The following is a 17,633-nucleotide window of genomic DNA, read 5'->3' on the forward strand; positions in this document are numbered from 1 at the left end:
TTAATAGTTGAAGACGGTTTTATCTAATTCCTCATGGTTATATGTTGCCTTTCCTGCGGCGATAATATCATTAGGCTTTATGTCGCTTAATATTATTTCCGGTGAGCTATATACGGCATCTTTGGCGATAACAGAATTTTGGGTAGTGCCGCTACCGCTATTAGAGTTGATTTTATAATACGGCGCCTCAAATGATTTGGCCTTAATAGTAACCGTAACTCCATTTTCAACGGCGGGAATTTCGATTTCATATTTACCTTGGGCATCCGTTGTTGTTTCAAGAGTGGTATATCCTCCGTAACTGGAACTGTTGTTGTTAAAAGAAGAGTTATTTATCATTACATAAACAGTCGTGTTCATCACGGGCTTTTCGGTATTTACCGCAGTACTGCTTGATGAGGTTTTGTTATCATCATAAACGAAGCTTCCTTTGATGATAGCTTTCCCTTGGATATTGTCAATAGACAATGAAGTTTGATCTTCTGAGCAAGATGAAAACCCTAATGCTACGATAGCACAGGCGATTAAAGTTTTAATTCTAGTTAGTTTGTCCATAATTTTAAATGTTAGTAATTAATAAATATTGACGGCGCAAATTTATTATTGTTTTATCTAACATCCAAATGAAAACTAAAATATTTTAATATTAATATCTTTTGTGTAAAATTAAATATCTGTTTTTCTGTATTTTAGGTCTATAAAGACTTTATCAACTTTAAGTAAAGCCGATGTAAAAAGTAAATAATATTTATGATTATTCTTGTGGCTCGAGCTCTTTCCGCACTATTTCCCAATTATCACAGAAAGCCTGCATGGAAGGAAACAATAAATCGGCTCCGGCATCCAATAGCACTTGCCCATCCAATGGGCCGGTATTGACGGCAACCGTAAATATACCCGCTGCTACTCCGGCCTGTACACCGATAGGGGCATTCTCAATGACAATGGCTTCGTTGGCTTTTACGCCTGCTTTTTCCAATCCCATAAGATAAGGTTCGGGGTTGGGCTTACCGTATTTCACATCAAAAGCGGTTACCATACGTTCGCGCCGGAACATACCGGGAAAGTTATGGGACAACCGGTTTAACAGAGAGTGCTGGCCGGAACCGGTTACCAATACGGGAGTCAATCCTTCCGCTTTTATTTTTTGCAGCACCTCCCAGGAACCGGGCATACGTTCAGGGTCGGGGTGTTTGTTGAATTCTTCGCTTTTCTCGGCATAGATACTTTCTATCATGTCAGGAGTAGCGTCTTTGCCGTACTGCCGCTGATATACAAGATTTATTGTGGCGGCTCCGGTACGTCCTTCATGCATATAAGCTTCCTCTCTGCTCAGGTGCAGACCATGGCGTTCCATCACCTTATGCCAGGCATCCGCATGATAGGGCATGGAATTGAATAATACACCGTCCATATCAAAAAGGACGGCTTTCAGCCGGATATCAGCGTATCCGTGTTTTTTCAAATAGCGGGTAATTGATTCTTTGAACACTTGGTAAATTGAGAATTAAGAATTGAGAATTGAGAAATGAGGGGGGGGATAAATCAAGAGTTGAGAATAAAGAAACAGCTTCTTGACATTACGCATGATTATTTGTGCGCAGCTATTTCTCAATTCTCAACTCCCGATTTTCAATTTATTACAGTCTTGCCTGAATTGCTTTGGATTCTTCTTCGTAGCCCGGCTTGTTCAATAAGGCGAACATATTCTTCTTGTAGGCTTCCACACCCGGTTGGTTGAATGGATTGACGCCCAGGAGATAACCGCTGATACCGCATGCTTTTTCAAAGAAATACAGTAATCCGCCGATACTTTCCTCATTCAGTGCGGGGATAACGATGCGCATATTGGGTACGCCACCGTCTACGTGAGCCAGCTGCGTGCCGAGTTCTGCCATCTTGTTCACTTCGTCTACGTGCTTGCCGGCGAGGAAGTTCAGACCGTCGAGGTTGGCTTCGTCCGAAGGAACTTGCAGGGAGTACTGGGTCTTTTCTACTGAGATGACGGTCTCGTAAATGGTACGTTCGCCTTCCTGAATCCATTGTCCCATGGAGTGCAGGTCGGTAGAGAAATCTACGGATGCAGGGAAGATACCCTTGTTCTCTTTACCTTCGGATTCACCGTAGAGTTGTTTCCACCATTCGCTCACGTAGTGCAGCTTGGGGTTGAAGTTTACGAGGATTTCAATCTTCTTGCCGTTCTTGTAAAGCTCATTGCGGGTAGCCGCATAGATGGCTGCCGGGTTCTCCGCGAACGGAACATCCTTTCCGCAAGTCTTTTCCATGGCTGCTGCGCCGGCTATCAGCTTCTCGATGTCAAATCCTGCTACTGCGATGGGCAGCAAACCTACCGGAGTGAGTACGGAGAAACGACCGCCTACGTTATCGGGAATAATGAAAGATTTGTAGCCTTCATTGTCTGCGGTGACACGTGCGGCACCCTTCTTGGCGTCTGTAACGGCAACAATCACTTTTTTTGCCATATCCTTGCCGCGTTGGTCTTCGCATTGTTTTTTCAGCAGGCGGAAAGCCAAAGCCGTTTCGGTAGTAGTTCCTGATTTGGAAATATTGATGACACCGAATTTCTTATCTTTCAGATATTCGGTAAGTTCGTACAGATAATCTTCACCGATGTTGTGTCCTGCATACAGAATAACCGGGCCGGACTTCTTGTCTTGCAACCATGTGAAACTGTTTGACAAAGCCTCGATAACGGCGCGTGCACCGAGGTAGCTTCCGCCAATTCCGGCAACAATCACTACTTCACAATTTTCACGCAATACTTGCGCGGTAGCTTTCAGGTCTGCCAAGTGCTCCTTTGTAATAGAAGAGGGAAGGTGCAGCCAGCCTAAAAAGTCATTACCTTTACCGGTACCGTTTTCCAATGCTTCTTGTGCAGCCTTAACTTGAGCTTCGTAGGCGAAAACGTTTTCTTTGGAAATGAATCCAAGAGTCTTTTCAATGTTCAAACTAATCATAATATTATAGGTTTTAAATTCTGTATTTCGTCCTTCCTGTTCCTTCTTCCGTATTACCGGAAAGAGTCAGTCAGTAACTTAATTTCAATCATCGGTGAGATGCGTTCATACAAGATGTTGTACACAGCATCCAGTATCGGCATATTCACGTGGTAATGCTTGTTGATTTCCTTGATACATTTGGTTCCGTAATAACCTTCGGCTATCATTTCCATCTCTATCTGGGCGCTTTTTACGGAATATCCCTTGCCTATCATCGTACCGAACGTACGGTTACGGCTGAAGTTGGAGTATCCCGTCACCAACATGTCACCCAGATAAACGGAATCACTGATGTTTCTGTTCAGCGGATGTACGGTTTGCAGGAAACGGTCCATCTCCTGGATGGCGTTGGACATGAGTACCGCCTGGAAATTGTCGCCATACTTCAAACCGCTGCAAATCCCTGCGGCAATGGCATATACGTTTTTGAGCACGGAACCGTATTCGATGCCGGCCACGTCGTTGCTGACGGAAGTCTTGATGAATGAACTGGCCAGGCGACGGGAAAACTTGTCCGCCTTGTCTATATCGGGACAGGCTATCGTAAGATAAGAAAGCCGTTCGAGCGCAACCTCCTCCGCATGGCAGGGGCCTGCCAGTACGGCAATGTTCTCCGCCGGTACACCGTATTCTTTCGTGAAGTATTCCGATACAATCACGTTGTCATCGGGTACGATGCCCTTGATGGCTGTAATAATGAATTTATCCTTGATTTTTGTCTTCAGCTTCTTCAAGTGAGCTTTCAGATAAGGAGAAGGAGTCACAAAGATAAGTGTATCCGATTCCTTGACTACATCGTTGATGTTTGAGTTGAAATTGATACGCTTGGTATCAAACTTGACGCCCGTCAGGTAGGCAGGGTTATGACCGAGACGCTTAAAATCGGCAATGCGGTCGTCACGCCGCATATACCAATTTATAGTATCTTCTTGCGCCAATACCATTTTAGCAATGGCAGTGGCCCAACTTCCTCCGCCCATAATGGCTATCTTACCGGGTAGTTTCATTTCTTAGATTTTCTCAACCCAACCTTCCACATCTTTCACGGTCGGATTCGCCAGTTCCAATTTATATTTCTTGTTGATGCCGCAAATGTCCATATGCAACTTTTGCGGGTTTACATCTTTCATGTCACTAACCAAGTTGTAGCCGGCCTTCTGGATGACCGCCACCCATTCTTCCGGAATGCCCAACTCCATAAATTTGGCCGGCGCGTCTTTCGGAGTAACCTTTTCGGGACGCATCTGCGGGAAGAACAATACTTCCTGAATGAATGCCTGTCCGGTCATCAGCATGGTCAAACGGTCGATGCCGATACCGATACCCGATGTGGGAGGCATGCCGTATTGCAGCGCTTTCAGGAAATCCTGGTCGATGAACATGGCCTCGTCGTCACCCTTTTCACTCAGTTTCAACTGCTCTTTGAAGCGTTCTTCCTGGTCGATGGGGTCGTTCAGCTCACTGTATGCGTTGGCCAGCTCTTTGCCGTTTACCATCAGCTCGAAGCGTTCGGTCAGTCCCGGTTTGCTGCGGTGCATTTTGGTCAGCGGGCTCATTTCCACCGGATAATCGGTGATGAAAGTAGGCTGTATGAATGTGCCTTCACAGAATTCGCCGAAGATTTCGTCTATCAGCTTGCCTTTGCCCATGGTGTCGTCAATCTCCATTTTCAGTTCGCGGCACACCTGACGGATTTCTTCCTCGCTCTTGCCGTTGAGGTCGTAACCGGTCTTTTCCTTGATGGCGTCCAGGATGGGCAGACGGCGGTAAGGAGCCTTGAAGCTGATGGTTTTTCCGTCGATGGTGGTTTCTGTGCCGCCGTTTACTGCGATACAGATGCGTTCGAGGAGTTTCTCGGTGAATCCCATCATCCAGTTGTAGTCCTTATATTGTACGTACAGCTCTACGCAGGTGAATTCCGGGTTGTGGTTTTTGTCCATACCCTCGTTGCGGAAGTTCTTTCCGATTTCGTATACACCCTCAAAACCGCCTACGATGAGTCTCTTCAGGTACAGCTCGGTGGCGATACGCAGGTAGAGATCCATGTCCAGTGAGTTGTGGTGGGTTGTGAAGGGACGTGCGCTTGCGCCGCCGGGGATGGATTGCAGAATCGGTGTTTCCACTTCCGTATAGCCGGCTTCGTCCAGTACGGCACGCATGGTCTTGATGATTGTGGCGCGCTTCAGGAATGTTTCTTTGACGCCGTCGTTCACGATGAGGTCTACGTAACGTTGGCGGTAACGCAGTTCCGGGTCGTCGAACGAGTCGTAAGCCACGCCGTCCTTATATTTTACGATGGGAAGCGGCTTGATGCTCTTGGCAAGAACGGTCAGCTTCTGGGCATGGATGCTGATTTCGCCCATTTGGGTGCGGAATACAAAGCCTTCGATGCCGATGAAGTCACCTAAATCGAGCAAGCGTTTGAATACGGTATTATACATTTCCTTGTCTTCGCCCGGGCAGATGTCGTCGCGGGTGATATATACCTGGATACGGCCTTTAGAGTCCTGTAACTCGATGAAAGACGCTTTCCCCATAACACGGCGGCTCATGATGCGTCCGGCTACGGATACGTGACGCGGTTCGGCGTCATCTTTAAATTCATTTTTGATATCGGTAGAGAAAGCGTTGGTTACATACTCTGCTGCGGGATAGGGTTCGATGCCCATCGCGCGAAGTTCATTCATGCTGTTGCGACGAATGATTTCTTGTTCACTTAGTTCTAATACGTTCATTTCGCTATAATTCACTCAATTTGGGGACAAAAATACGAAACATTTTTCAGATACCGAACCTTTAGGGGAATTTATTCACCGCAGAGGCCGTGTGCGCTGTGGCAGGCTGTTAAGTATTCATCAGGCAAAGTCTTGGGAAAAGATAGCTTCGGGTAGGGAAGAAGATAGTCCGGCTCCGCCGGAAAGCCTGTCTAAGGTAGGGAATGAACTTTATCTTCAGGCTGAAGATGTGTATCTCCAACCTAAAGATGGATATCCCCAGGCTGAAGATGTATATCTCTAACCTGGAGATGAAACTCAAAGCCGGAGTGAGCGCTCCTTCATCCCTGTCTCTGATGCTTTTCGGATAGGAGAGAGGGTGCCTTTTCCTTAAGACGAAGCGGGATGCTTGCTCACCTGACGAATTTTGAGTACCTTTGCGCCCTCGAAAAACAGGTAAAAAGTATGGCAGGACAAAAAACACCCACAGCGTTGGGTACGGAGAATATCGGTAAATTATTGATGCAGTATGCCGTTCCGGCAATTATCGCCATGACGGCGTCTTCCTTATATAATATGGTGGACAGCATCTTCATCGGTCATGGTGTAGGTACAATGGCTATTTCGGGATTGGCGCTGACCTTCCCTCTGATGAACCTTGCGGCGGCTTTCGGTTCGCTGGTGGGCGTGGGAGCGGCTACGTTGATTTCCGTCAAATTGGGGCAGAAGGATTATGATACGGCTCAACGGGTGCTGGGTAACGTGTTTGTACTGAATATTCTGCTGGGGGTGGCTTTTACGGTGGTGGTAATGGCGTTCCTCGACCCTATTCTTTACTTTTTCGGCGGCAGCGACGAGACTGTGGGATATGCGCGCGACTACATGCAGATTATCCTTCTCGGAAACGCCATTACGCATCTTTATCTGGGACTGAACGCGGTGCTGCGCTCTTCGGGGCATCCGCAGAAGGCGATGTATGCCACTATCGCTACGGTGGTTATCAATACGATACTCGACCCGGTATTTATCTACGGCTTCGGCTGGGGCATTCGCGGGGCGGCTGTCGCTACGATTCTGGCGCAGGTTATATCGCTGATATGGCAGCTCAGGATATTCAGCGATAAAGATGAGCTGCTGCATTTCCATCGTGGTATTTTCCGCCTGAAGCGTAAGATTGTCTTTGATTCGTTGGCTATCGGTATGTCGCCGTTCCTGATGAATATGGCGGCCTGTTTCATCGTAATCCTTATCAACCAGGGGCTGAAAAAGTATGGCGGCGATTTGGCTATCGGCGCTTTCGGCATTGTCAACCGGCTGGTGTTTATCGTTGTGATGATTGTAATGGGATTGAACCAGGGAATGCAGCCCATTGCGGGTTATAATTTCGGAGCCGGACAATACGGCCGTGTCACCAAGACGCTGAAGCTGACGATAATCTATGCGACTGGGGTAACGACTTTCGGCTTTGTCGCGGGTATGCTGTTCTCCGATTTGGTAGTCAGCATCTTTACGTCGGATGCCGAGCTGATTGCCCTCTCGGCAAAGGGATTGCGCATTGTAGTGATGTTTTTCCCCATCATCGGCTTTCAAATGGTGACGGCCAACTTCTTCCAGAGCATAGGAATGGCGAGTAAGGCAATATTTCTTTCCCTTACCCGCCAGATGGTGGTGTTACTGCCTTGCCTGATAATTCTGCCTCGCTTTTTCGGTGCGGCAGGCGTTTGGTACAGCATGCCTATTTCCGACTTGCTGGCCAGCCTGATAGCGGCGGCAATGCTGACGTGGCAGTTCCGTAAGTTTAAGGCACAGGCGCAAGGCGCCTGAGGAACCTGTCGTCCGGCTCATCAGTTTGGAAGCGGCACCATGGGTCTGCGTCCGTGATTCAGCTTCAGGCCTAATTGGTAGGACTCCGGACCATGAAGGTTCTTTATATCCATTTCACCGAGATTGACCAGGATACCGCGCGCCATGAGGCCGGCATCTTCGTTCGCTTTGCGCGGAAGCGTTTCGGCTTTGTCTTTCAGGTCTGCCAGATGAACGCGGATGGCGGGTTGCATGGCCTTATCCAGAGAGAGGCATTCCAACAGGGAATAACCGATTTTCCGGTCGGCTTCTTTTGCCGGATTGTTCAGGCGTTCGATGCCTTTGGCGGTTTCTCCCAGATAAGCGGCGGCATAGGCGGCTTCACAGGCTATGTAGGGGTCTGCGTCATTCAGTAAGGCAAGCAGGGATGCGGGGCAGGTTTTTAGCTCTCCTTTGGCTCCGAGTTGCGCCAGACCGACGGACGCCCAATAGCGCATTTCGGGATATTGGCTGGATAACGCTTTCTCGAACACGGGAGCATCGCCCGCATGGGCTGTACCCGCCAATTCTACAAGATTGTACAGTTCGTCCAAAGGATATTTCTCTTTGCGTACTTTATCATATAATACCACATTCTCGCGAGAGGTAGGCATGAAGAAGCCCAGGTCTTTGGTGGCGCGGATGTGGTCGGAGAGGGCTGTGCGCATCTTCACCAATACTTCTGCGTATTCGGGAGAGTCGGACAGGTTGTGCAATTCACCCGGGTCTTTCTCGAGGTCGAACAGCATTTCGGCGGGATGGGCGTTGAAGGTCTGCGCCCAGTCGGGGTTGGTGTTGTGTCCTCCCAAGACCAGTTTGTCCCATGCCTTATTGGACGGCATCCCCCATTGGTAGTAATTGCGCAGGGCGAACTGACGGTAAGGGATGTAGCTGCGGATGTATTTAAAACGTCCGTCGGTCGCGGCGCGTACCGGCATGAAGTGGTGCAGTTGGTTGGCCGCTAATGCGAATTGGATTTCACGCTTTTCATCGGATGCATACTTCCCGAATAATGCCTTTCCCTGCATGTGCTTGGGCGGTTTTACGCCTGCAAGGCTGAGTACGGTAGGTCCTAAGTCTGTGAAGTTGACCAAAGAATATTCTTTTCCGGATGCTTTTTCTCCTGCCAGGTGTTGCCATTTGGGCGGGAAATAGGCTATCATAGGCACTTCCAAACCGCTTTCATACAAGTAGCCTTTGCCGCGTGGAACGCAACCGCCATGGTCGCTGAAGAAGAAGATTATCGTGTTGTCATCCAATCCTTTTTCCTTTAAGTCTTTCAGGAAGAAACCCAGCCATGTGTCCACATCCTGTACGGCTTCCAGATGGCCGGCATAGTCGGAACGCACTTCGGGCAGGTCGGGCACGTAGGAGGGCAGGGTGAGCAGTTCGGGATAAATGCCTTCTGTGGTATAATCTCTTCGGCCGTCGGTGTGGAAAGTGCGGACGCGTCCCATGTGGGAGGTTACCGTGTTGTATACGGCAAAGAACGGCTGGTCTTTGCCGCGCTGCGGACTGTTGTAGGAGGCTTTCGTGGTACATTCGTCCCAGCAGCTTTTGTTGTCCGTGGTGGAGTTGTAGTGTGTCTTGCTGTTGTTGGTGCAGTAATATCCGGCCTCACGCAGCCATTGCGGGAAGAAGATGTTTGCCGGAGTATCGTATGAAACAGGATGGACATCCATGCCGTAGGTCGAGGAGTAGCAACCCGTAATAAGCGACGAGCGTGCAGCAGAGCTTTGCGGAGCCACCGACCACGCGTTCATGAATTGTATGCCGTGAGCGGCCAGACTGTCCGCATTGGGGGTGTGTACATCCTTGTTGCCGTAACAACCGAACTCGTAAGCGCTGGTATCTTCGAAGGTGAGCCAAAGGATATTGGGCCTTTCGTTTTTTTTGTTGTCTGCTGCGTCCGCCTGGGCCGTATGCAACCCGCAGAAAGCAGTACACATTAATAGAGGTAAGTTTTTCATGCTATATCAGTTTTTATTAACAGTCGCTAAGGTAGGACATTCAAGGGGAATACACGCTTTTTTGTGTACAAAATGCTGTCAATATTGTTTCTATCGGCTAATTTTCGACAAATTTAGCGGGATTTGAACAATATTGCGGCTGGTTCTGGACAGATGTCGCGGGGTATTGGATAAAAGAATGGCCGAATATTAGCCGAAAGCTTTACTTTTGAAAAATAAATCTTAATGTTAATAGTATGAGAAATGTGTTCTTTGCAGCACTGCTTTATGTGCTGTCTTTATCCGGACAGGTACGTGCCGAAAATATCGTTTTTTCAGACAGTGATTTACGTAATGAAGCGGAAAATTTGTTGGTGGAGTGGGTGGATACTCTGCTGACTTATCAATGCGCGGAGCTGAATCCGGCGCTTGACGGAGGTATCCTGTGTCCTGCGTGTGCCCGTATTCACGGACGGATAGGTGACGCCGTGCTGCCTTTGATGTATCTGGCGGATAAGACCGGCAATGATAAATATTTGATTGCGGCCAAGCGTTTAATGGCCTGGATGGAAAATGTGCATCGTCCGGACGGCTCATGGATGAATGACGTGCACGTATCGGACTGGAGCGGTACAACCGTCTTTGCCGCTATCGCTTTGTATGAGGCGTTGCACTATCACGGACATTTGTTGGATGACTCGACCCGGAATCACTGGAAGCAACAATTATTGGAAGCTGGTGAATTCATGATGAAAAATCCTCAAATGTACAGCCGTCGTATGCAGGGAAAAATGAAACGTTTGAATAATGTGAATTATTCAGCTTCGGTTACTTATGCCCTGCAAGCCCTTGGTGGAATGTTTAACCGTCCTGATTTTCAGGAAGAAGCCCGGATAGTAGCCTCGGACTTGAAAAACTTCTTCACGGAGAATGATTGTTTCTTGTATGGTGAAGGACCTAAGATTTGGAGCCCTACAAAAAACGGTTGCCTTCCTGTCGATTTGGGCTATAATATAGAAGAATCATTGCCTAATCTGGCCTATTATGCGCTTATGGCGGATAATCAGGAGTTGTTGGCTATCGTGGAACGTTCGATGAATACCCATCTGGAATTTATGCTACCCGACGGAGCGTGGGATAACAGCTGGGGTACGCGTAGCTTCAAGTGGACGTATTGGGGTGGACGTACGAGTGATGGTTTTATGGGGGGCTATTATGCATTGGCAGACCGCCATCCCGAATATCTGGAAGCTATCCGCCGTAACGTGCGATTGTTGAGAAAATCAACGGTTGACGGACTGCTTCATGCCGGTCGGGATTATCGCGCTTCGGGGATTCCGGCTTGTATTCATCACACCTTCGGACATGCGAAAGCTCTGACCGCGTTTCTGGAGTTGCCGCCTGTTAAGGCCACACCGAACAAAACGTTGCCGCGCGATGCGGAATATGGCGTGAAATTCTTCCGGGATATTCGTACATGGCTGGTTGCGGAAGGTCCGTGGAGAGCCACATTTACGGGTTATGATGCTGAGTATAAAGTAAAAGGAACTCATCCTATGGGAGGAGCCGTCTCATTGTTATGGCATGCGCAAGCAGGTCCTGTATTCGCTGCTACAATGAATCAGTATACATTGATAGAAGCGCCTAATATGCAGAGTAATAGCCGGAAGTATCTAATGAGCGGAACTCCTCGGGTCGAAATGGTGCAATACGGAACAATTTACAGCAATCTCGATGACTTGGATACGGATATTACGTATACTAAAGAAAAAGATACGCATAATTTCCATGTTAATACGCATTTGGTAGATATTGACCAGCAAACTCCTATCCAAGGTTCGATACCGGTGAGTATGGACTATGTTTATTCTAAACAGGGGGTAACCATAAAGATGGACCATTGTCCTTATTCCGCATATATGGTTTTGCCGGTAATCGCTTCACCTTCGGATGTTACCGAGGTTGGCTCTAAGAATATGCGTATCCGAAAAGAGAACGGGACCTTGGAAATCTCCTGTGTAAATGGTCATTTGAAGGTGGCTCCGACCGATGCGGACGGGCGTATATTTAATCCTGTACCGGGTTTTTCTTTTATTCCCCTGCAAGTATTCCCTGAAAGCCCAAGTAAAAAAATAATAGTTAAAATCATATATAATTAATATATTTTTGTTTCTTTGCCTTGTATTAATAATATAATATATGAAGATATTTCGACTTTTACTAATGCTATGTGGAATGTTATTTACCGGTATCGGGTTTGCCGATGAAATCGATGGAATGCGTTTCACGCATATAGGTTTGGAAGATGGACTGTCGCATAGTACAATATTTGGAATTAATCAGGATAAAGAAGGTAATTTATGGTTTGCCACCTATGACGGCCTTAATAAATACGACGGTTATAATTTTACGGTCTATCGTCATCAATACAAGAATCCCAAGAGTATAGCGAATGATATTACCCGTTGCGTCGTTATCGATGACGATAATCGTATCTGGATAGGAACACGGGACGGCTTGTCACTTTATAATCGTCGTCAGAATGAGTTCTCTAATTTCTATTATAAGAAAAGGGGACAAAATGTGGCTGTCATGAATATTGTGCCTTTACAGAAGGACTGGCTGATGATTGGAACAGCGGAGGGTATCTTGCTTTTTGATGTGAAAGGCGGACATTTCATGAGTGATACTCTGTCTACCGCTTTGCATCTGCTGAAACCTTCTGCATTAGTCAGGCAGGGGGACTGTGTTTATATCGGTACAGAGAGTGGGGTATATACCTATTCCTTACAGGATGGAACATTGAAGAAGCTGGTGGAGTTACCGACAAAAGCGCGGATACACGGAATTTTATGCCAGATGTTTAATAGAATCTGGATAGCGACCGAAGGCAGTGGTTTGTATATGTATGATATAAAAGCCAAGAAACTAAAGAACTATCGCTACGAGGATAAGGCGTCCGGTCTAAATTCAAATTATGTGCGTTCGTTGGCGTTGGACCAGGAGAATCGTTTATGGGTAGGGACTTATAGCGGATTAAATATATATAAGGAAGGGAAAGATTGTTTCTCCTCGATGGAGAGTTCTATAACTCAAGCCGGAACTTTATCTCAGAACTCGGTGCGTTGTATATTCAGAGATTCGCAAGGCGGTATGTGGCTGGGTACATATTGGGGTGGTTTGAATTATTATCATTCGTTGTGTAATCGTTTCCAGCAGATAAAGCATATTCCTTTCTATAATTCGTTAAGCGATAATGTGGTCAGTTGTATTGTAGAAGACAAAAAGAATAATTTGTGGATTGGCACGAGTGATGGCGGCTTGAATTTCTATGATAATATAACAAAGACTTATAAAAACTATTTATTCAACCCGGATACATCGGAAGGGGTTCCTTTTAAAGACATCAAAACTGTATATGTGGATGAGTCTGCCGATAAAGTATATGTAGGTGCTCATGCCGGCGGAATGATGATATTGAATCGTAGAACGGGAAAGAAAGAGTTTTATAATCAACAGAATAGTAACTTACCAAGTAATAATATTTATTCAATTATATCGGATGAGGGAGAGGGGCTGTGGGTCGCTTCATTGGAGCATTTCATCTATTTTGATATTGCCCGAAAACGTTTTACTGTTATAGACAAAGATGTAAAAGGACGTCCCATACAAAAATATAACCGCTTATTATTCCGGGATTCTAAAAGGCGTATTTGGGCAGGTGGAGAAATGGGGTTGTCGGTATATAACCAGATTGATAAGTCTTTATTGACCAATACTGATTTTCATATTCCTACGGTGCTGGAACAGTCCTTTGTGAATTGTATTTATGAATCTGCATTTGGTTATATATGGATTGGTACCCGCAACGGACTTTTTGCTTTGCGGGAAGGGGATAAAGAGCCGTTGCAATATACAACGGATAACGGTTTGCCGAGTAATGTGATCTATGGAATTCTGGAAGATAGTTATGGACGCTTGTGGGTAAGTACTAATCAAGGTCTGAGTTGTTTTAATCCGGATAATCGGAAATTACGTAACTTTACGATAGTGGATGGTTTGCAAAGTAATCAATTCAATACTGGGGCTTATTGCCGTGTTAGTAACGGACATATGTTGTTCGGTGGAATTAATGGGATAACTTCATTTCGTCCCGAAACGCTAATAGATAATCCTTACACTCCCAAACCGGTAATCAATAAACTCTTTGTGTTTAATGAAGAAGTATTGCCTAATGATGAAACCGGAATCCTTAAAGAGAATATAGAAGGTGTAGACCATATCATATTGAAATCTTCTCAGAACTCTTTTTCTATATCATTTGTCGTTTCTAATTATATAGCAGGTAAGCATAATACCTTTGCTTATAAATTAGAAGGATATAATGAGGAATGGTATAAACAAGGCGATATAAGTCCGGTATCATATTCTAATTTGCCGGCGGGAAATTATAGATTTCTTTTAAAAGCGGCAAATAATGATGGGAAGTGGAGTAAAGACATGGCAGTTCTTCATATTAAGGTGCTTCCGGTTTGGTATTGTACCTGGTGGGCTCTTTCAATATTTGCTTTGTTTTTCGTTTTATTGGCTTTTATAATATTTCGTTTCTTTTGGTTGCGTAAGAGTATGCAAACGGAAATTCGTATGGAGAGATTGGATAAAGAAAAACGGGAAGAAATCAGCCAAATGAAAATACGTTTCTATGTTAATATTTCACATGAGCTGCGAACTCCGCTAACTTTAATTGTTGCTCCCCTACAAGAACTTCTTAGTAATGTTACCGGGCATTGGGAACGTGAAAAATTATTATATATCCAACGGAACACGAAGAGATTATTGCATTTGGTAAATCAATTGATGGATTACCGACGTGCCGAATTGGGTATCTTTGAATTAAAACCAGTATATGCCAATATATACAAAAGGGTACTGAATACCTTTTTGAATTATGAAAGTTTGGCGAAACGAAAGGATATAGACTATAATTTCTATTCAGAACTGCAAGATGAGGATGTGCTGTTTGATGGAACTTATCTGGATTTGATTGTTAATAACTTATTATCGAACGCCTTTAAATATACGGGAGATGGGGAAAGTGTTTCAGTTAAATTATATAAGGAGAATAAGAATGTCGTTTTACAAGTTATAGATACGGGAGTCGGTATTCCCGAAGATAAACAACAAAAGATATTTGAACGTTTTTATCAAATAGAAAATGGACATGAGGGGAGTGGTATCGGACTATCTTTAGTGCAACGTTTGGTAGAATTACATCATGGACAAATTACATTGGTAAGCGAAGTGGGAGAGGGCTCTACCTTTTCTATTTATATTCCTCAGGACAAATCTGTGTATAGCGCTGATGAATTGTTAGGAAGCAGTGGGGAATTAGAGGGACAGCGTGTTTATTCTACCAATGCGCATGATATGTATGTCGATGATGTAGAATTCGTAGAAGTGGAAACTAATGAAAAAGAGGAGAGTAGTACGCACGGAACGATTCTTATAGCGGAGGATAATGAGGAGTTGCGTCAGTATTTGTCAAATGGCTTATCTGCTCAATTTAATCTTATAGAAGCAGAGAACGGGCAACAAGCTCTGGACTTACTGAAAGATAATGACGTAGACCTGATACTTTCAGATGTGATGATGCCCGTAATGGATGGAATAAAGCTTTGCAAATCAGTAAAGCAGAATTTAAGGACTTGTCATATCCCCGTATATTTATTGTCTGCAAAAGTAGATGTCAAATACCAATTAAAAGGGCTGCAGGTTGGGGCGGATGACTATATTCCCAAACCATTCTCAATGGAAGTCCTGATAGCTAAGATTTTAAATATGCTACGTACTCGTTATCGCATTTTTGAACATTTCTCTAATACGGCAGAGATTGAGCCGGATAAGATAACGAGTAATGCAATGGATGAAGAAATGTTGAAGAAGGCTATTGCCATAGTAGAGAAGAACATAAGCAATGTGGAGTTCTCCACTGAACAATTTGCTAGTGAAATGAATATGAGCAGGTCTAATCTTCACTTGAAACTGAAAGCGATAACAGGTAAGTCTGCTATTGATTTTATTCATAAAATACGTTTTAATCGAGCTTGCCAGCTATTAAAAGAGGGTAAATATACTGTTTCTGAAATTAGTTTTATGGTAGGATATAATACTCCTTCTTATTTTGCAGCTCGTTTTAAAAAATATATGGGGTGTCTTCCTACAGAATACGGAAAGAAATAATAAAGATACTATTTTATTGTATTTCATTATGATGAAAATATATACTTTATACGTCGTTTTTTCGATGTTTGTAAGTTTTCTGCTCATGTCATGTAGTCAGGAGAGAAAATCCGATTTTCTTATCGTCAAGAAAGATAGTCTTCAGTATGAGGGAAAATCTGTTGAGCTTTTTAAAATAACAAATAAGCAAGGGATGGCTATTGAGGTTACAAACTATGGTGCATCTTTGGTTTTTGTTTCTGCACCCGATAAAAACGGAGTGTTTGAACCCGTCGTTTTAGGTCTTGATAGTTTACGGCATTATCTAGGTAGGCAGCCTAAGCTTGGTGCTACGGTAGGCCGGTTTGCAAATAGAATTAAAGATGCAGAATTTAGTTTAGGCAAGACTGTTTATCATTTGGATAAGAATAGTAAAGCACATTCTATTCATGGCGGAGTGAAAGGTTTTAATCTTCAAGTGTTTGATGTTGATACATCGTATATCGTGAAAGATACTGCTGTAGTTGTTTTCAAGTATTTAAGTCCTGATTTAGAAGGTGGTTTTCCCGGAAATCTAAACCTTTCGTTAGCGTATAAATTGACTAATGATAATGAGGTTATTTTGGATTATGAAGCATCGACGGATAAGCCTACCATAGTAAACCTAACCAATCATAGCTATTTTAATTTGGCTGGATGCAAAGAATCTGTACTTAATCATTATTATATGATTGCGGGAGACTCAATAACTCCGGTTGACTCAATGGGAATCCCTACAGGGGAACTAATAGCAGTAGCAGGAACGGAATATGATTTTAGAGTTTTACAGTCGGCCAAACAGCGTATTGAAAAAAGGGAAAAGGGGTATGACATCAATTATAAACTCAATAAACAGCCGGGAACTTTAGCGCTTGCAGCGAAAGTTGTAGAACCTCTTTCCGGTCGAGTATTGAAAGCATATACAACTGAACCCGGTATGCAATTCTATACTCCGGCTTCTAATTTAGATTATTTGAAGGGGTATGCACATCTTTCTTACGGGAAATATTATGGCTTCTGTCTCGAAATGCAACATTTCCCGGATTCACCTCATAATCCTCAATTTCCAACCACTGTATTGTTGCCGGGAGAAATTTATCGGCAAACTACTATATATAAATTTGAAATATTATCTGAACAAAATAAATTTTAATTAAAACATTGATTATGAAAATGAAAGATTGGAAAAAGTGTATGTGTTTAATGGGTATTTCACTTTTTATGGCTTCTAATTTATGTGCAAGCCAAATTGGAAATGTGGAAGGCTCCAATACTCCTGTTAAAAAAACTCGGAGTACTACTTTTATTAGTGGAGAAAGTGCATGGGAACCTGCAGGAACAGGTGTAACTCGGCAGATAATGGGCTATGATGGGCAAGTGATGCTGGTGAAGGTGAAATTTGAGAAAGGTGCGATAGGAACTCCTCATACTCACTACCATACACAAACAACCTATGTGGCAAGTGGGAAGTTTGAGTTTACGGTAGGAAATGAAAAGAAGGTAGTAAAGGCAGGTGATGGTATTTACATTGAACCGGATATTTTGCATGGTTGTGTTTGTTTAGAACCAGGAATACTCGTGGATTGCTTTGCTCCAATGAGAGCTGATTTCTTGAAATAAGTTTCTTGATAGAAGAATGAGAGTGCATTATTAGCGATATTTAACAAAACAGGTGGGCTTTATTGAATTATAGTAATCCTGCTCATATATATCTGTAGAGCGGTATTTTATACAAAAATATCCTCTTCTATACAAAAATAGCATATAGAAAGTGTAAAAGTGTGATTAACAAAAACAATACTTTTACACTTTTTTTTGCATTTGCACTAAGTTTGTCATCGAAAAAAATT

12 protein-coding genes are annotated in these 17,633 nt (G+C 44.2%); 6 read left to right on the top strand and 6 right to left on the bottom strand.

The genetic code is table 11. The features are described 5' to 3' along the window. The 5 genes from BHV73_RS05465 to lysS all read right to left on the bottom strand — a co-directional run bounded on the left by BHV73_RS05465 (position 1) and on the right by lysS (position 5,755). Positions 1-555, bottom strand: a complete 555-nt coding sequence (locus BHV73_RS05465; protein ID WP_009123107.1) for a hypothetical protein — start codon at positions 553-555, stop codon at positions 1-3. Positions 556-754: 199 nt separating this feature from the next. Beyond that, on the bottom strand, positions 755-1,492 hold the full coding sequence (locus tag BHV73_RS05470; protein ID WP_195501668.1) for an inorganic diphosphatase: 738 nt from the start codon (positions 1,490-1,492) through the stop codon (positions 755-757). Between the two features lie 148 nt (positions 1,493-1,640). Continuing rightward, complete coding sequence (locus BHV73_RS05475) at positions 1,641-2,978, bottom strand: glucose-6-phosphate isomerase (RefSeq protein ID WP_286737332.1); 1,338 nt, start codon at positions 2,976-2,978, stop codon at positions 1,641-1,643. Between the two features lie 53 nt (positions 2,979-3,031). After that, complete coding sequence (locus tag BHV73_RS05480) at positions 3,032-4,027, bottom strand: NAD(P)H-dependent glycerol-3-phosphate dehydrogenase (RefSeq protein WP_009123110.1); 996 nt, start codon at positions 4,025-4,027, stop codon at positions 3,032-3,034. A gap of 3 nt (positions 4,028-4,030) precedes the next feature. Then, positions 4,031-5,755 carry a lysine--tRNA ligase gene (gene lysS, locus BHV73_RS05485; RefSeq protein ID WP_022218326.1) on the bottom strand — a complete coding sequence of 575 codons (1,725 nt, stop codon included), beginning with the start codon at positions 5,753-5,755 and terminating at the stop codon, positions 4,031-4,033. 203 nt (positions 5,756-5,958) lie between these two features. Here lysS and BHV73_RS05490 point away from each other — a divergent pair, with 203 nt between their 5' ends. Together BHV73_RS05490 and BHV73_RS05495 are read left to right on the top strand one after the other, a co-directional pair. After that, a complete protein-coding gene (locus BHV73_RS05490; RefSeq protein WP_165357046.1) occupies positions 5,959-6,105 on the top strand; it encodes a hypothetical protein in 147 nt (48 codons plus the stop codon). A 94-nt stretch (positions 6,106-6,199) separates the two neighbouring features. Then, on the top strand, positions 6,200-7,558 hold the full coding sequence (locus BHV73_RS05495) for an MATE family efflux transporter (RefSeq protein ID WP_009123113.1): 1,359 nt from the start codon (positions 6,200-6,202) through the stop codon (positions 7,556-7,558). Positions 7,559-7,578: 20 nt separating this feature from the next. Here the strand turns inward: BHV73_RS05495 and BHV73_RS05500 are convergent, their stop codons facing one another. Then, positions 7,579-9,546 carry a sulfatase family protein gene (locus BHV73_RS05500; protein WP_022218324.1) on the bottom strand — a complete coding sequence of 656 codons (1,968 nt, stop codon included), beginning with the start codon at positions 9,544-9,546 and terminating at the stop codon, positions 7,579-7,581. Between the two features lie 236 nt (positions 9,547-9,782). On the opposite strand from BHV73_RS05500, the gene BHV73_RS05505 reads away from it, so the two are divergent. The 4 genes from BHV73_RS05505 to BHV73_RS05520 are packed head-to-tail and all read left to right on the top strand — an operon-like array spanning position 9,783 to position 17,403. After that, a complete protein-coding gene (locus BHV73_RS05505; protein ID WP_286737333.1) occupies positions 9,783-11,684 on the top strand; it encodes an ulvan lysase-like protein in 1,902 nt (633 codons plus the stop codon). Positions 11,685-11,724: 40 nt separating this feature from the next. After that, entirely contained in the window at positions 11,725-15,765 is a 4,041-nt protein-coding gene (locus BHV73_RS05510; RefSeq protein WP_286737334.1) for a two-component regulator propeller domain-containing protein, read from the top strand. Positions 15,766-15,793: 28 nt separating this feature from the next. After that, positions 15,794-16,936 carry an aldose epimerase family protein gene (locus BHV73_RS05515; protein ID WP_373129806.1) on the top strand — a complete coding sequence of 381 codons (1,143 nt, stop codon included), beginning with the start codon at positions 15,794-15,796 and terminating at the stop codon, positions 16,934-16,936. Positions 16,937-16,950: 14 nt separating this feature from the next. Continuing rightward, the gene (locus BHV73_RS05520; RefSeq protein WP_022218320.1) at positions 16,951-17,403 is read left to right on the top strand and encodes a cupin domain-containing protein; all 453 of its coding nucleotides are present in this window, start codon (positions 16,951-16,953) and stop codon (positions 17,401-17,403) included. Positions 17,404-17,633: the final 230 nt, after the last annotated feature.

The sequence above is a fragment of the Bacteroides sp. 44_46 genome, from assembly GCF_001915465.1.
GTDB lineage: Bacteria > Bacteroidota > Bacteroidia > Bacteroidales > Bacteroidaceae > Bacteroides > Bacteroides clarus.

Bases quoted from the DNA above. Each gene is read 5' to 3' on its own strand.
- BHV73_RS05495 (WP_009123113.1), top strand. From the start codon at position 6,200: ATGGCAGGACAAAAAACACCCACAGCGTTGGGTACGGAGAATATCGGT.
- BHV73_RS05480 (WP_009123110.1), bottom strand. From the start codon at position 4,027: ATGAAACTACCCGGTAAGATAGCCATTATGGGCGGAGGAAGTTGGGCC.
- BHV73_RS05500 (WP_022218324.1), bottom strand. From the start codon at position 9,546: ATGAAAAACTTACCTCTATTAATGTGTACTGCTTTCTGCGGGTTGCAT.
- BHV73_RS05475 (WP_286737332.1), bottom strand. From the start codon at position 2,978: ATGATTAGTTTGAACATTGAAAAGACTCTTGGATTCATTTCCAAAGAA.
- lysS (WP_022218326.1), bottom strand. From the start codon at position 5,755: ATGAACGTATTAGAACTAAGTGAACAAGAAATCATTCGTCGCAACAGC.
- BHV73_RS05510 (WP_286737334.1), top strand. From the start codon at position 11,725: ATGAAGATATTTCGACTTTTACTAATGCTATGTGGAATGTTATTTACC.
- BHV73_RS05465 (WP_009123107.1), bottom strand. From the start codon at position 555: ATGGACAAACTAACTAGAATTAAAACTTTAATCGCCTGTGCTATCGTA.
- BHV73_RS05520 (WP_022218320.1), top strand. From the start codon at position 16,951: ATGAAAATGAAAGATTGGAAAAAGTGTATGTGTTTAATGGGTATTTCA.
- BHV73_RS05490 (WP_165357046.1), top strand. From the start codon at position 5,959: ATGAACTTTATCTTCAGGCTGAAGATGTGTATCTCCAACCTAAAGATG.
- BHV73_RS05515 (WP_373129806.1), top strand. From the start codon at position 15,794: ATGATGAAAATATATACTTTATACGTCGTTTTTTCGATGTTTGTAAGT.
- BHV73_RS05505 (WP_286737333.1), top strand. From the start codon at position 9,783: ATGAGAAATGTGTTCTTTGCAGCACTGCTTTATGTGCTGTCTTTATCC.